Here is a 14,757-nt window from a genome sequence, read left to right on the forward strand (position 1 = left end):
CTGTTTTGTTTCATTTAATTAGTCAGAAAAGCCCCTTGGAGAAGGGGCTTTTTGTTATTCTGCACCTATAGTTCGGCGTCTTAAAATCAAGCTTATTTTTCCACATTTATTTGTTGATAACTTAAGGTGTCTGAATGGCTTCAAGTACCTAATTTCATTGGGTATTCCTTATATTTGTAGGATTTGAAAATTTCAAGGCAATTAAAGAGAATTTATGAGCGAAGAAGCTAAAAAACCCCAGTATTCAGCAGATAGTATTCAGGCCCTTGAAGGGATGGAACATGTGCGTATGAGACCTTCAATGTATATTGGAGATGTAGGTACTAGGGGATTGCACCATTTGGTGTATGAAGTTGTGGATAATTCCATTGATGAAGCCATGGGAGGGTACTGTGATACTATCGATGTAATCATCAATGAAGATAATTCCATAACAACAAAAGATAACGGACGGGGAATTCCGGTAGGTCTTCACAAAAAGGAAGGAGTTTCGGCCTTAGAAGTTGTTATGACCAAGATTGGGGCTGGAGGTAAGTTTGATAAGGATTCCTATAAAGTTTCAGGTGGTCTTCATGGTGTAGGGGTTTCCTGTGTAAATGCACTCTCAAGTCATTTAAAAGCTACTGTTTATCGTGAAGGTAAAATTTGGGAGCAAGAATACGAAAGAGGTAAAACCTTATATCCCGTCAAAAGTGTTGGTGAGAGTAAGGAAACAGGTACCGTAGTAACCTTTATTCCTGATAATACCATTTTTTCACAGACGACGGAATATAGTTATGACACCTTGGCAAATAGGATGCGAGAGCTTTCTTATTTGAACAAGGGAATAACAATAACACTCACAGATAAAAGAAATAAGGACGAAAAAGGAGAATATATTTCTGAAACGTTCCATTCTCAAGAAGGATTAAAAGAGTTTATACGATTTTTGGATGAAACTCGGGAGCCTCTTATTCAAAAGGTTATCTCTATGGAAGGAGAGAAAAATGGCATCCCTGTTGAAGTGGCGATGATATACAATACCGGTTTTTCAGAAAATCTGCATTCCTATGTCAACAACATTAATACACATGAAGGAGGAACACATTTATCAGGTTTCAGAAGAGGATTGACAGGTACGCTTAAAAAGTATGCTGACAATTCAGGCTTACTTGATAAATTAAAGTTTGAAATCTCTGGAGATGATTTTAGGGAAGGTCTGACGGCAATCGTGTCAGTCAAGGTGGCTGAACCCCAGTTTGAGGGTCAAACAAAAACTAAACTGGGTAACCGAGAAGTGACCAGTGCGGTAAGTCAGTCAGTTTCAGAAATGCTGACGAATTATCTGGAAGAACATCCAGATGATGCCAAGCAAATCGTTGAGAAGGTAAAGCTAGCAGCTCAAGCAAGACATGCAGCGGCCAAGGCTCGCGAAATGGTTCAGCGTAAGAATCCAATGAGCGTTGGAGGGTTACCGGGAAAGCTATCCGATTGTTCGGAACAAGACCCAACCAAATGTGAGGTTTTCTTGGTAGAGGGAGATTCTGCAGGAGGTACGGCAAAACAAGGAAGAGATAGAAACTTTCAGGCCATATTACCTTTAAGAGGTAAAATCCTGAACGTTGAAAAAGCCATGCAGCATAAGGTTTTTGAAAACGAAGAAATTAAAAATATCTACACGGCTCTTGGTGTCACTATTGGAACCGAAGAAGATAGTAAAGCATTGAACCTTGAAAAATTACGTTACCACAAGGTGGTGATTATGTGTGATGCGGATGTGGATGGGAGCCATATTGAGACTCTGATTCTAACTTTCTTTTTCAGGTATATGCGTGAGTTGATAGAAGGCGGACATGTTTATATTGCTACCCCACCATTATATTTAGTGAAAAAAGGGACCAAGCGAAGATATGCATGGACCGACGCCGAACGTGATGAAATTATAGAATCCATGAATGGTGGAGCTGGTATTCAGCGATATAAAGGTCTGGGTGAAATGAATGCAGAACAATTGTGGGATACTACAATGAATCCTGATTTTAGAACTTTAAGACAGGTTACCATAGATAATGCTACAGAATCTGACCGCATCTTCTCAATGTTGATGGGGGATGAGGTACCGCCAAGGCGAGAATTTATAGAGAAAAATGCCGTTTATGCGAACATAGATGTATAAATAACGCCTGTTTACAACAAAAACTCGCCCATACAAGGCGAGTTTTTTAGTTTTAGGAAAAATTTTACAAGATGAAAAGAATAATTCTTTTGTTCGCATTATGTAGTTTTTCCATAGGAATGGCTCAATCTAATTTAAATGACCTTTTGGCCGCAGGTTTAAATGACGCAGAGCGGTTTACCAATGATTGGATGGCCCCAATGACAGAAGCAGGAATCTATAGCATCTCTAACGGATGGTACAATTCTGCAGATGCCAAACCATTGGGCGGATTTGAAATTTCAATTATTGGAAATATCACCGGTTTTAAAAACAAGGATGATAAAAAGACCTTTACCTTAAATACTGCGGATTATGAAAATCTTCAGTTTGTTGATGCAAGTACTTCAAAAGAAGTAGCAACGGCTTTAGGGGATATTGAGGGAATTGATGTTGCAATTAATGCAACTATTGAAGGACAGCAGGTAACCACACAGTTTGAACTGCCATCTGGTTTGTCCTCAGAAGATTTAAATTTTATTCCTTCAGGATACATTCAAGCAAGCGTAGGTTTAATAAAGGGAACTGAGATAAAAGCTCGGTTTTTGCCTAAAATAAACACAGATGATGTTTCAGTGGGACTGTATGGTTTTGGTATTCAACATGATTTTACCAAACACCTTCCAGCTGATAAATTGCTTCCTGTAGCAATCTCTGCAGTGATTGGCTATACCAATCTGAGTGGTGAATATGATTTTACCAGCACAGGGGTTGTTAACGGGGAAAACCAGCGTATTGATGCTCAGTTCAGCTCATGGAATTTTAGTGCCGTAGTCTCTACACGTTTGCCTGTAATCAATTTTTATGGAGGATTGAATTATATCACCGGAAAATCAGATATCGATATTTTGGGGACATACGAAGTTGAAACAACAGGCGCTCCGATTGTTTATGATGACCCGTTTGCCATTAGTAACAAGGTAAGTGGGGTATCTGCAAACATCGGGACAAAACTGAAACTAGGCTTTTTTAGAATAAATGCCGATTACAACATTGCTGAATTTAGCACTTTTACCTTTGGCGTCAATTTTGGATTTAGATAAAACAAATAACCAACCATAACTAAAAATGCCCCGTTAAAAAAGATGGGGCATTTTATTTTCATATGGATGTCTTCTGGTTTATTCCCTAGTGGCGAAGACAGAACCGTTTTCCAGGGCTAAAACTTCTGAATCATTGGATTCCTCTAAACTTACAGAAACATCATTTACTTCGTCGTCTGAATAAATAATGGAATAAACGCCACTTTCTTCGGACCACTTAAAATCTGTATAAAAAATAAGATGGGAATTGGAATAACTTTGGTATCTACCTAAGTATACGTCATTGAAAATCCACTCTTCCCGTGTGGTATTTTCACTTTTGCTATCAATTGTAGAACTGCCTCGTGCCCAGACGCCTAAAATAGGGTCATTATTTTCAGGGATACTGGTACAGTTGCTTATCGCAATTATACATACAATTGACAATAATGAAAAGAGCTTTTTCATAGGTAAGTAGGTTAAACGTAATTTGGGACTATTATAACGCTGATTTATGAAAAACTATTGTTACAAATTCGATGTATGGTATGACTTGCTTTTATTTCATCGTTGAATTACATATTTTGTTAACATTACGTTTCATTTACTTACAAGAAAACAAGAAAACAGACATACTCTAAAATGCCAAAAGTCAGGTTTTTTCTGATTTAAATGCCTTATTTTTGTGCGATTCAAATTTAAACCTAGAAAAATGAAAATTACCGTAGTTGGAGCAGGCGCTGTTGGCGCTAGTTGTGCCGAATATATTGCAATGAAAAATTTTGCATCAGAAGTTGTATTGTTGGATATTAAGGAAGGATATGCCGAAGGAAAGGCGATGGATTTGATGCAGACGGCCTCACTAAATGGGTTTGATACCAAAATTACCGGGAGTACCAGTGATTATTCAAAAACTGCAGGTAGCGATATTGCCGTTATTACTTCGGGAATTCCTAGGAAACCAGGGATGACGCGTGAAGAACTTATAGGGATCAATGCAGGAATCGTAAAGACGGTATCTTCTAGTCTTATTGAGCATTCTCCCAATGTTATTTTGATTGTGGTAAGTAATCCTATGGATACAATGACCTATTTGGTACATAAAACTACAGGTTTGCCAAAACATAAGATTATTGGTATGGGCGGTGCTTTGGACAGTGCCCGTTTTAAATATAGATTAGCAGAAGCATTGGAAGCACCTATTTCTGACGTTGATGGGATGGTAATTGGTGGTCATAGCGATAAAGGGATGGTGCCGTTAATTGGTCACGCAACTAGAAATAGCGTTAAAGTTTCCGAATTTTTGGCAGAAAACCGCATGCAACAAGTGGTAGAGGACACTAAGGTTGGTGGTGCCACTTTAACAAAACTATTGGGAACCAGTGCTTGGTATGCGCCAGGAGCCGCCGTTTCAGGATTGGTTCAGGCAATTGCTTGTGATCAGAAAAAAATGTTCCCATGTTCAACACTTTTGGAAGGGGAATATGGATTGGAAGATTTATGCATTGGAGTTCCCGTACTGTTGGGAAGAAATGGTATAGAAAAGGTTGTGGAGATAGAATTGAGTGATGCTGAAAAGGCAAAAATGCAGGAAAGTGCTGAAGGGGTTAAAAAAACCAACGGGCTGCTTCAGTTCTAAACTTTGATACATTTTAATATTTAAAATAAATGGGCAGGAGACTGCCCATTTGCAATTCCCCTAAATTCTATTGGCAAATCCTGTTGGAAATGATATATTTGCACGCTGTTTAAGAAAACTTCTAAAAATTTAACAATCAATGCAAAATAAAGGACTTATAAAGCTTTTCGCGCTCCTTTTTGGTTTGGTAAGTATTTATCAGCTTTCCTATACTTTCATCGCAAGTAAGTTGGAAAAGGATGCTGAAACCTATGCTGTTAGCCAAATTTCGGAAGCTGAAGAAGATTATGTGGCAAAGCGTGAGGCTTTAGAAGCATCATATCTAGATTCGATTGGTAGTAATCCGGTTTTGGGATATACCAGCTATGATGATGCGAAGAAAAAGGAATTGAACAAGGGATTGGACCTTAAGGGAGGTATAAATGTAACCCTTCAGATTTCGGTAAAAGATATCTTGAAAGGTCTTGCAAACAATACTAAGAATCCAATTTTCAACAAAGCTTTGGCAGATGCCGATGATGCTTCCAAGAATAGCCCGGATACGTATTTGGAGTTATTTTTCGATGCCTTCGACAATATAAAAGGAGATGCTAAGCTTGCTTCCCCTGATATTTTTGCAAACAAGGGATTAAGTGATGTCATCAATTTTCAAATGACGGATGATGAGGTAAAACCAATCATTAGGACAAAGATTGATGAGTCAATAGTTTCTGCTTTTGAAGTACTCCGCGAGCGTATTGATGGTTTTGGAGTAACACAACCCAATATTCAAAGGGAAGGGAATTCTGGACGTATTTTGGTGGAATTACCAGGAGCTAGAGACATTGCAAGGGCTCAAGAACTATTGTCAAGTACGGCCCAATTGGAATTCTGGGAAACCTACTCACAAAGTAACCAGAGTATAGGTACCTTTTTTATCAATGCAAATGAAAAACTAAAAGAGATTTTAGAACCGGTTGAAACTGAGGAAGAAATTTCTAAACCGGAATCTGAAATTGATTCCTTATTATCAGATGTTGCACAAGATTCTTTGGACTTAAGCACACAGGTAAACCCATTGTTGAGCAAATTGATTCCTGCAAGTCCAGGTAGTCATGCAATTGCGAGGGTATTGGTTACAGATACTGCAGAAATCGGTGGATACCTGAGAATGCGCGAAATCAAAAGACTTTTACCTAATGATGTACAGTTTACGAAATTCCTTTGGGAGCGATCGGCCAAAGATTCTGAATTGGCCGAATTGTACGCCTTAAAGTCTAATAGAGATAATACTCCTAGAATAAGTGGAGATGTAGTTTCTGATGCCCAAGATACGTTTGACCAATTCAACAAGCCTGCCGTAAGCATGACTATGAATACAAGAGGGGCAAAGGAATGGGAAAAGTTGACCGGAGATGCTTTCAACAACCAAACAGGTATTGCCATTGTATTGGATAACAAAGTATACACTGCTCCAGGAGTTTCTACAGGACCAATATCTGGTGGTCGTTCGGAGATTACGGGAACATTTTCAGTAAATGAAACCAAAGATATCGCTAACGTATTGCGTGCAGGTAAATTACCAGCTTCCGCAGAAATCATTCAATCAGAAGTTGTTGGTCCATCTTTAGGGCAAGAAGCTATTGATAGTGGCTTTATGTCTTTCTTGATTGCAATGGCATTTGTATTGGTATGGATGGTTTTCTACTATGGAAAAGCCGGAATCTTTGCAGATATTGCCTTAATACTTAACATCCTATTAATCTTTGGAGTACTGACAAGCTTAGGCGCAGTATTGACTTTACCTGGTATTGCCGGTATCGTTTTGACCATTGGTATGTCGGTAGATGCCAACGTACTTATATTTGAACGAATTAAGGAGGAATTGGCGCGTGGTAAAGGAAAAGCTCAAGCCGTTGCCGATGGTTTCAGTAATGCATTGTCCTCTATTTTAGATGCAAACATTACAACTGGTCTTACAGCGATTATACTTTTCATCTTCGGTTCAGGTCCTATTAAAGGATTTGCTACTACCTTATTGATAGGTATTGTTACTTCTTTGTTTACTGCAATCTTTATTACTCGTTTGTTGGTAGATTGGTATGTTGCCAAAAAGGGAAGAAGCTTGGATTTTTCAACAGGATTGACCAAGAACTTGTTCACGAATATGAAGATCAATTTCTTGGGCAAACGTAAGATAGCTTATGTTGTTTCTTTTATTCTTGTTGGAGTCGGAGTATTCTCATTATTCACAACAGGATTGCAACAAGGAGTTGATTTTGTTGGTGGACGTTCTTATCAAATCCGTTTTGAAAAGGCCGTTAATCCATCAGAAATTGCTTCAGAACTAAATACTGTATTCGGTAGCGGAACCAATGTGAAAACTTTCGGAGAGGCAAATCAGATTAAAGTAACCACTCCATATAAGGTAGATGTTGAAGGTATAGAGGTGGATAATGAAATTCAAGATAAATTATATACAGCACTTCAAAACTACTTGCCAGATGGCACTTCTTTTGAAGACTTTACCGTTGGGGCCTCTGAAAAATCAATAGGTATCTTGCAATCTGTAAAAGTTGGTCCAACCATAGCTGATGATATTAAGAATAACGCCTTTTTGGCAATTATTGGCTCACTGGCGGTTGTATTCCTATACATCTTATTACGATTTAGAAAATGGCAGTTCTCATTGGGTGCTGTTGTTGCGGTTTTCCATGATGTAATGATTGTGTTGGGAATCTTCTCACTAACTGGAAGTATCATGCCGTTTAATATGGAAATAGACCAAGCATTTATAGCCGCAATCCTTACCGTAATAGGGTACTCTCTGAATGATACGGTGGTTGTTTTTGACCGTATTCGTGAGATTGTGAACCTTAAGGGGTGGAATAATGGAGAAAATATCAATCAAGCATTGAATAGTACATTGAGCCGTACATTGAACACTTCTTTAACCACATTGATAGTGCTGTTGGCCATCTTTACATTTGGAGGAGAAAGTCTACAAGGATTTATGTTTGCTATGATTGTTGGTGTGTTGGTAGGTACCTACTCATCTGTGTTTATTGCAACACCGATTATGTTCGATGCCCTAAAAAAGAAAATAGCTGGAGCTGACGAATAAAACGTTCAATACGATTTATATAAAAAAGCCACCCATTTATGGGTGGCTTTTTTAATTTAAATTTCACTCATTTTTTCCTCGAAAATTCCTATCAATATAAGTTATAGCCTCTTTTTGTGTAAGTACCGAAAAGTTTTTATATCGGTCGTGCACATCCACAATTTCGTCCAGTGCCTTTTCAACCAATGCTTTATTTTCCCAAGTATTTAATTCTTTTACCACGGTTTCCAGACATCCTTTCTTATACGAAATTTGCCCTAAAACATGAATCAAGGTGTTTTTTACCCGAGCGGTTGTATCATGCTGCAATTCTTTTAGCAATGGAAGAATATCTTGGGGATACTTGCGCCCTCTTAACTCAATACCATGACAGATTTCCCTTCTAACTTCCTTATCTGGATGATGTAAATATTTTCTAGCCCATTTCAAAATAGGTTTTGGGTTATTTTCGCCCATTTTTTTGATGGAGCCTATAACTGCATTCCTGACGGAGTGGTGTTCATCAAACAAAGCTTTATCAAAAAAGTGTTCCACAAACTCGAAATGGGTTTTGCCCAATTCTCCAGCCGCATTGATAACAGTTTGACGAACTTTATACAGCTTGGATAAGTATAATTGATTAAGAAAACTGACAAGACTATCAATTTCGAGTGCTTTATTTTTATGGATTTTACCTACAGCTAAATAGCCTGTCTTTCGGATATAGGTGTCATCATCAGAAAAGTAGTTTAAGACAATGGATTCCTTCTTTTGTACAAAACCTTCCAAAATATCGGAATCAATTGTTTGAACCAACAGCGAACGTTCATTTTTGGGTAAATCGTAAAATCCCATAAGGGCCTATTTAGGTGGTAAAGACATAACATACTCATACCCCTTCTGGAGGTATTTTCCCAGTGTTTCTCTATCTTCTAAAAGAGATTTTGGGATTAGGACATACTCCCGCATGGTAGCTCCATAGGATATAAATGGCTTAGCCCCAAAAGCAGTATCAAATGCTTCGGTATCCTTTTTGGAAAGTCGAATACCCAACTCTCCGGCCTTGTTCAAGAGCGAGAACATATACCCATTTGCAGATGTATAGGGCATTGTCTTGCCTTTCCTGGGGAAGTTGGGGTTGGCTGCAACCAACTCATCATATATTTTCAATACTTCTTCGCGCATCCATTCAAATTTACATTAAATTCTTTGCCATTGCTTGAAACTCAAAATGTTCCTTTCCTATTTGAAAATCATGGTCACCGATGGTCTCAAAACCATTTTTATGATAAAACTTTATGGCACGGGTGTTTTCTTTTAATACGGATAACCAAATTTTTCCCCGTTTGCTCTCAGATGCCTTTTTAAACAGTTCATCTTGCAGCGATCCACCAACTTTCTTGGAAAGAAAGTCTTTCAGAACGTATATTTTTTGAAGTTGACAGACGTTTTCGGAAGCTATAAATTTTGAAGGGGAACTCAGCTTCAATTTAGCGTACCCAACCGGAAGTTCATCAATATAAGCAAGCCAAAAAATATTATTGGACTTTTCAATGCTATTGCGAATTTTTTGGACACCAAAAGTTTGGTCCAAATACTCCTCTAAGTCCTTTTTATCCCTAAAAAAGTGGCCAAAAGTTTCTACAAAGGTTATTCTGGCTAAAAGAGCAATATACGTTGCCTCGGATATGGTAGCTTCAACTATCCGCATGATTTTTTGCTTTACCGGTTGAACCTGTAGTGTTCATCTTCAAAATATAGTCAAATTGTGGTTGTAACCCAACTTCCTTTCTATGGGAAACAAACACAATTGCGGTTTCACTTTCCCTAGAAATCTTATTGACAAGATCAATAAATAAACGCGCATTTGCATCATCCAGTCCTGCGGTGGGTTCATCTAAAATAAGAAGAGGAGGGTGTTTAACCATGGCCCTTGCCGTCATGACCAGTCTTTTTTCACCTGCGGTAAGCTCCAAAAATTGAATATTTCTCTTTTCGTAAAGTCCCAAAAGTTTCAACCAGAGACCAGATAATCGTTTTTTCTGATCGGTTGGATTATTGTAAAGTCCAATGGAATCATAGAAACCGGATATCATCATATTTTCCAAGGAATGATACCCGCTAAATTTATCCATCATGGCAGGAGTGAAGTAGCCAATTTTTTTCTTAAGGTCCCAAACACTTTCCCCACTTCCCTTTTTTTGTCCAAATAACGTAAGGTCTTGGCCATACCCTTTATGACTATCTCCAATAATCATGGAGAGCAAGGTGGTTTTTCCACTTCCATTGGGGCCGATTAACTGCCAAAACTCCCTTTTTTTTATGGTCCAACTGATATTGTCCAAAACTTGGCGCCCATCAAAACTGACAGATATCTTATTGAACTTGATCAATTCACTACCAGTTTTTATTGAATCAATAGGTGGTGGAATTGCATCTGTAAAATGTGAAGATGTTTTTGTATTTGCTTCCCAAAAAGCTTTTGAAGATGTATACTTATATAGTTTGTTATCCTCTACTGTAAAGAAGTCTGTGGTTGACGGTAAAATATCATCCAATCTATTTATCAATTGAATCAAGATTGTTGTCTTGGAAATTGACCTTAATTTTTCCTTTAAATAATCTTGGGTGCCAACATCAAGATTGTCAAAAGGGTTCACTAGAACCAAATAATCGGGTTTTAGATGAAGCAAATGGTGGAGTAGGGCTTTTTTCTGTTCCCCACTACTCATTGTTTTTAAAGATTGAGATGTGTTTTTGGTAAGAATTTTAAAATCGTGACGTTCTTCTTCATCCATGAAACGATTGATCTCGGATCTTGCAAAAAGAAGCCCTTTTTTGCTGTGTAATTCTTCAAAACCTTCAATAATTGAATCACTCAATAAGTCATGCGCCAAACTTTTAGTTTGCGATGTATTGCTGATCAGTATAGCGTAGTTTTTAGGCTGATTCATTCAAGTAATAAATCCAGAATGGGATTAAGGAAATTTGAAAATAAAGATTATCCTTGATTTACCCTAAAAATATGAACGGGATTGTCTTTGTACGTAGTGGTTTTGTCCAAATACATTCCATTTTTGAGCGCTACTTTTTGTGATGGCACATTATCCACATGTATTATGGAGATCAAGGATTTTGTAAAATTATTTTTAAAGGCGAAGTCCTTGCACTTTTGGGCTGCCTCAATTGCAAAACCTTGTAGCCAGAATTTGGGCAAAATGGAATAACCAATCTCCAGTTCTTCAATTTCATCAACATTTTGAACCAAAAGACCACAAATGCCGATTAGTTGTTGCGTCTCTTTTAAGACTAGAGCGTTCATTCCGCCAAGCCCTTTTTCGTAGCGTTCAAAAATTCTGTCAAACTGTTCTTTGCAAGCTTTTATTGGGTCGGAAGGCAAACCATCCCAATATTGGGTAGATAGAGGGTTGTGATAGAAAGGTAGCCAACTATCGAAATCCGATTGTGTTATCTTTCGAAACTGCAATCGATTTGAGGTTTCACCTTCCAGTAGATACTTGGGCATTTATTCTTTTGTAAAAGAGACGACATCACCAATTTCCAGCCCTAGTTTTTCCGAAAGCCCTGCATTGATTTCGAACACATACTTTACTGGAACCTTTGAAGAAAGTCCAGATTCGTTATATGGTTTTGCATCTTTTTGAAAACTGGCAATCTTCAAATTTTCATCAATATAAATGATGTCCAACGGAAATTGCGTGTTTTTCATGTAAAAGGAATGCATGGCAACATCCGGAAATATGAATAGCATCCCTTGGTTTTCTTCCATGGATTCACGGTACATTAATCCGGTTTGGGTTTCGTACTCCGATTCAGCAATTTCAATATTGAAAAGTGCTGCTATGGAATCTGTTTCCTGTTTTAAGATAGTAAGCTCACCTTCCTTGGTAAAACTTATGGTTTCGGTTTTAATTTCTTTTTTGGAATCTGTTTTACAGGAACCCAATAAAAGAACAGAGCCTATTAAAAGGACAACTAGTATCCGCATTATTGAGCAATTTTTGATGGAACAGGCCTAAACATGAAGTACAGGCCAACAAGAATCATAGGAATGCTTAGCCATTGCCCAGTTGTAAAAGTCCCCAATGCATCTTCAAATCCTCCCTGACTTTTTTTGAAGTATTCAACAAAAAAGCGAACCGTCCATAAACCAACCATGAAGACTCCAAACAAATACCCAACTTTATCCTTCTTGTCCGTTTTCCAATATAAAAAATACAAAGCCAAAAAAACAAAAATGTAACAAACACCTTCGTACAATTGAGCTGGATGTCTATAGGGTATAGTTTCCAAAACGCTTGCGAACTCCGGGTTATTTTCAATTGCTTTGTAAGCTGCACTGGCCGTTTTTTCCTTAGTAATGCCCATGGCCTTATAGGTTGGCATATCATCTGAATCTCTAATAAAACGTGTTGCCAAAGCAAAAGATTTATCCACTATTTTTCCGTTGATTTCTGAGTTGAAAAAGTTTCCAATTCGAACAAAAGCGGTTCCAATTGCAGAAGCAACCACCATTCTGTCCAATAACCACAAAAATTTTATGTCCTTCCATTTTCGGCAATATAACCAGACGCCAATTATTGCGGCAATAGTGGCTCCATGGCTAGCAAGGCCCGTAAAACCAGTGAATTCATACCCATTTATAAATCCAAACAAAGACCCGTCAGAACTTTCCCGAATAGGTAATAATATTTCTATCAAATGGTTTTTATAGTAATCCCAGTCATAAAAAAAGACGTGTCCTAGGCGAGCCCCGAGCATAATGGATACCACTGCATGAATAAAGAGTGAATCCAATTTTTCCATGGATTTTTTCTCATTCAAAAAGATACGTTTCATAATAAACCAGCCAGCAACAAAGGCCGCTATCCAGAGTAGGTTGTAATATTTAATCTGTATGAATCCGAGTTTTAGTAATGTACCATCAGGATTCCAGTTAAAGCCTAGGAAATACATGTATAAAATTTTGGACTAAGATAACCAAAGATGTTAGATCGCTATGCTTTTAGGTGTTAGATTTAGACTAAAATATAGGATAGGTTTTATTGCTTAAGGAACCGGGTCATACCCTTTTCCACCCCAAGGGTTACAGCTAAAAATTCTTTTTAAGGATAGCCAACCGCCTCTGAAGAGCCCATGTTTTTTAAGTGCTTCCAAGGTATATGCTGAACAGGTTGGGGAATACCGGCATGTTGCCGGGGTATAGGGAGAAATTAAAAGTTGATAGAGTCTTACCAAAAGAACAAAAGGAGCGATAAGAATTTTTTTTACAGTCATTCCTTTAGATTCATTTCAAAGTTTAAAACAACTAGTTTACGCTGAATGTAGTCCCATCTTTACCATCTTTCAGCTGAATGCCCAAAGCTGTAAGCTCATCCCTGATTTTGTCGGAAGTGGCAAAATCTTTATTGGCCCGTGCTTCATTTCGAAGTTCAATCAACAAATCCATGACCCCGTTTAATGCATTGGAATCATCTTTTGTCTTTGATTGATTTTCCAATCCAAGAATATCATGAACAAAACTATTCATGGTTTTTTGCAATAAAGCTTTTTCCTCTTGTGTAATACTCTCTTTTCCTTCCTTTATCAGATTGATGTGTTTAATGGCCTCGAAAAGATTGGCAATAAGAATTGGCGTATTAAAATCATCGTTCATGGCTTCGTAACATTTTTGCTGCCATGCTTCTATGTCAAAATCTGATGTTGGTCCTGTGCTGATTTTCTCAATGCCATTCATTCCATCCATCAATCTATTGTATCCTTTCTCTGAAGCCAGCAATGCATCATCACTTAAATCCAAAATACTGGTGTAATGTGCTTGCATCATAAAAAACCGAACAACCGATGGTGCATAGGCCTTACTGAGTATATCGTTGTCACCACTAAAAATCTCAGAAGGATAGATATTGTTTCCTGTGGATTTCGACATTTTTTTGCCGTTTAGGGTCAACATATTGGCATGTAGCCAATATTTGACAGGTGATTTTCCCCTGCTTGCCTCCGCTTGGGCAATTTCACATTCGTGATGTGGAAATTTTAAATCCATTCCACCACCATGAATATCAAAAGTCTCTCCTAAATATTTGGTGCTCATTGCGGTACACTCCAAATGCCAACCTGGAAAACCATCACCCCAAGGCGAAGGCCATCTCATAATATGTTGTGGTTCGGCTTTTTTCCAAAGGGCAAAATCTTGCGGGTTTCGCTTTTCATCCTGTGCGGTAAGCTCACGGGTATTGGCAACCATATCTTCCAACTTTCTCCCACTAAGTTTGCCATATTCATTCGTTTCATTGAACTTCAATACATCAAAATAAACAGAACCGTTTATTTCATAAGCATAGCCTTTCTCAAGAATTTCCTTGATAATCTCTATCTGCTCAATAATATGGCCTGTGGCCGTAGGCTCAATACTTGGGGGTAAAAAATTGAACTTTTGGAGTGTTTCATGAAAATCGACCGTGTAACGCTGAACTACTTCCATGGGTTCAATCTGTTCCAATTTTGCTTTTTTGGATATTTTATCCTCACCATCATCAGAGTCATTTTCCAAATGTCCGGCATCTGTAATATTACGCACGTACCGCACCTTGAAACCCAAGTGCCTGAAGTATCGAAAAATCATATCAAAGGACATGAATGTACGGCAATTTCCAAGATGCACATTGCTGTAAACCGTAGGTCCACATACATACATGCCAATATGCCCCTCATTTATAGGCTGTAAAACTTCCTTCTTTCCCGAAAGTGAATTATATACTCTAAGGTCTTGGTTTTTGTAAAGTTGCATTTAAAAGCG

Annotated in this window: 14 protein-coding genes; 4 read left to right on the forward strand and 10 right to left on the reverse strand. The window is 38.0% G+C overall.

What is annotated here, in order from left to right:
* Window positions 1–214: 214 nt before the first annotated feature.
* Complete coding sequence (gene gyrB / locus AAY42_RS16830) at window positions 215–2,155, forward strand: DNA topoisomerase (ATP-hydrolyzing) subunit B (protein ID WP_055397317.1); 1,941 nt, start codon at window positions 215–217, stop codon at window positions 2,153–2,155.
* A 71-nt stretch (window positions 2,156–2,226) separates the two neighbouring features.
* Window positions 2,227–3,237: a DUF6588 family protein gene (locus AAY42_RS16835; protein WP_055397319.1), complete on the forward strand. Its 1,011-nt coding sequence runs from the start codon at window positions 2,227–2,229 to the stop codon at window positions 3,235–3,237.
* A 78-nt stretch (window positions 3,238–3,315) separates the two neighbouring features.
* On the opposite strand, the gene AAY42_RS16840 is transcribed toward AAY42_RS16835, so the two are convergent.
* Window positions 3,316–3,684: a hypothetical protein gene (locus tag AAY42_RS16840; protein WP_055397321.1), complete on the reverse strand. Its 369-nt coding sequence runs from the start codon at window positions 3,682–3,684 to the stop codon at window positions 3,316–3,318.
* Between the two features lie 244 nt (window positions 3,685–3,928).
* Here AAY42_RS16840 and mdh point away from each other — a divergent pair, with 244 nt between their 5' ends.
* On the forward strand, window positions 3,929–4,855 hold the full coding sequence (mdh, locus tag AAY42_RS16845) for a malate dehydrogenase (protein ID WP_055397324.1): 927 nt from the start codon (window positions 3,929–3,931) through the stop codon (window positions 4,853–4,855).
* A gap of 139 nt (window positions 4,856–4,994) precedes the next feature.
* Window positions 4,995–7,958 (forward strand): protein translocase subunit SecDF, encoded by a 2,964-nt coding sequence (gene secDF, locus AAY42_RS16850; protein ID WP_055397325.1) that lies wholly within the window; start codon window positions 4,995–4,997, stop codon window positions 7,956–7,958.
* Window positions 7,959–8,021: 63 nt separating this feature from the next.
* Here the strand turns inward: secDF and AAY42_RS16855 are convergent, their stop codons facing one another.
* From AAY42_RS16855 to cysS, 9 genes are all read right to left on the reverse strand, one after another.
* Entirely contained in the window at window positions 8,022–8,792 is a 771-nt protein-coding gene (locus AAY42_RS16855) for a HEAT repeat domain-containing protein (protein ID WP_055397327.1), read from the reverse strand.
* A 6-nt stretch (window positions 8,793–8,798) separates the two neighbouring features.
* On the reverse strand, window positions 8,799–9,122 hold the full coding sequence (locus AAY42_RS16860; RefSeq protein WP_055397329.1) for a hypothetical protein: 324 nt from the start codon (window positions 9,120–9,122) through the stop codon (window positions 8,799–8,801).
* A gap of 10 nt (window positions 9,123–9,132) precedes the next feature.
* The gene (locus AAY42_RS16865; protein WP_055397331.1) at window positions 9,133–9,648 is read right to left on the reverse strand and encodes a GNAT family N-acetyltransferase; all 516 of its coding nucleotides are present in this window, start codon (window positions 9,646–9,648) and stop codon (window positions 9,133–9,135) included.
* Window positions 9,635–10,891 (reverse strand): ABC transporter ATP-binding protein, encoded by a 1,257-nt coding sequence (locus AAY42_RS16870; RefSeq protein ID WP_055397333.1) that lies wholly within the window; start codon window positions 10,889–10,891, stop codon window positions 9,635–9,637. Before AAY42_RS16870 ends, AAY42_RS16865 begins: the two co-directional genes overlap by 14 nt.
* A 47-nt stretch (window positions 10,892–10,938) precedes the next feature.
* Window positions 10,939–11,463 carry a GNAT family N-acetyltransferase gene (locus tag AAY42_RS16875; RefSeq protein ID WP_055397334.1) on the reverse strand — a complete coding sequence of 175 codons (525 nt, stop codon included), beginning with the start codon at window positions 11,461–11,463 and terminating at the stop codon, window positions 10,939–10,941.
* On the reverse strand, window positions 11,464–11,946 hold the full coding sequence (locus tag AAY42_RS16880; protein ID WP_055397336.1) for a DUF192 domain-containing protein: 483 nt from the start codon (window positions 11,944–11,946) through the stop codon (window positions 11,464–11,466).
* On the reverse strand, window positions 11,946–12,914 hold the full coding sequence (lgt, locus tag AAY42_RS16885; protein ID WP_055397338.1) for a prolipoprotein diacylglyceryl transferase: 969 nt from the start codon (window positions 12,912–12,914) through the stop codon (window positions 11,946–11,948). Before lgt ends, AAY42_RS16880 begins: the two co-directional genes overlap by 1 nt.
* Before the next feature lie 93 nt (window positions 12,915–13,007).
* Window positions 13,008–13,235, reverse strand: a complete 228-nt coding sequence (gene yidD / locus AAY42_RS16890) for a membrane protein insertion efficiency factor YidD (RefSeq protein ID WP_055397340.1) — start codon at window positions 13,233–13,235, stop codon at window positions 13,008–13,010.
* 31 nt (window positions 13,236–13,266) lie between these two features.
* Window positions 13,267–14,748 (reverse strand): cysteine--tRNA ligase, encoded by a 1,482-nt coding sequence (gene cysS / locus AAY42_RS16895; RefSeq protein WP_055397342.1) that lies wholly within the window; start codon window positions 14,746–14,748, stop codon window positions 13,267–13,269.
* Window positions 14,749–14,757 lie beyond the last annotated feature (9 nt).

It is taken from the genome of Flagellimonas eckloniae (assembly GCF_001413955.1).
Classification (GTDB): Bacteria; Bacteroidota; Bacteroidia; order Flavobacteriales; family Flavobacteriaceae; genus Flagellimonas; species Flagellimonas eckloniae.

Coding starts and splice junctions, on each gene's coding strand:
- gyrB (WP_055397317.1), top strand. CDS start 215: ATGAGCGAAGAAGCTAAAAAACCCCAGTATTCAGCAGATAGTATTCAG.
- AAY42_RS16835 (WP_055397319.1), top strand. CDS start 2,227: ATGAAAAGAATAATTCTTTTGTTCGCATTATGTAGTTTTTCCATAGGA.
- AAY42_RS16840 (WP_055397321.1), bottom strand. CDS start 3,684: ATGAAAAAGCTCTTTTCATTATTGTCAATTGTATGTATAATTGCGATA.
- mdh (WP_055397324.1), top strand. CDS start 3,929: ATGAAAATTACCGTAGTTGGAGCAGGCGCTGTTGGCGCTAGTTGTGCC.
- secDF (WP_055397325.1), top strand. CDS start 4,995: ATGCAAAATAAAGGACTTATAAAGCTTTTCGCGCTCCTTTTTGGTTTG.
- AAY42_RS16855 (WP_055397327.1), bottom strand. CDS start 8,792: ATGGGATTTTACGATTTACCCAAAAATGAACGTTCGCTGTTGGTTCAA.
- AAY42_RS16860 (WP_055397329.1), bottom strand. CDS start 9,122: ATGCGCGAAGAAGTATTGAAAATATATGATGAGTTGGTTGCAGCCAAC.
- AAY42_RS16865 (WP_055397331.1), bottom strand. CDS start 9,648: ATGCGGATAGTTGAAGCTACCATATCCGAGGCAACGTATATTGCTCTT.
- AAY42_RS16870 (WP_055397333.1), bottom strand. CDS start 10,891: ATGAATCAGCCTAAAAACTACGCTATACTGATCAGCAATACATCGCAA.
- AAY42_RS16875 (WP_055397334.1), bottom strand. CDS start 11,463: ATGCCCAAGTATCTACTGGAAGGTGAAACCTCAAATCGATTGCAGTTT.
- AAY42_RS16880 (WP_055397336.1), bottom strand. CDS start 11,946: ATGCGGATACTAGTTGTCCTTTTAATAGGCTCTGTTCTTTTATTGGGT.
- lgt (WP_055397338.1), bottom strand. CDS start 12,914: ATGTATTTCCTAGGCTTTAACTGGAATCCTGATGGTACATTACTAAAA.
- yidD (WP_055397340.1), bottom strand. CDS start 13,235: ATGACTGTAAAAAAAATTCTTATCGCTCCTTTTGTTCTTTTGGTAAGA.
- cysS (WP_055397342.1), bottom strand. CDS start 14,748: ATGCAACTTTACAAAAACCAAGACCTTAGAGTATATAATTCACTTTCG.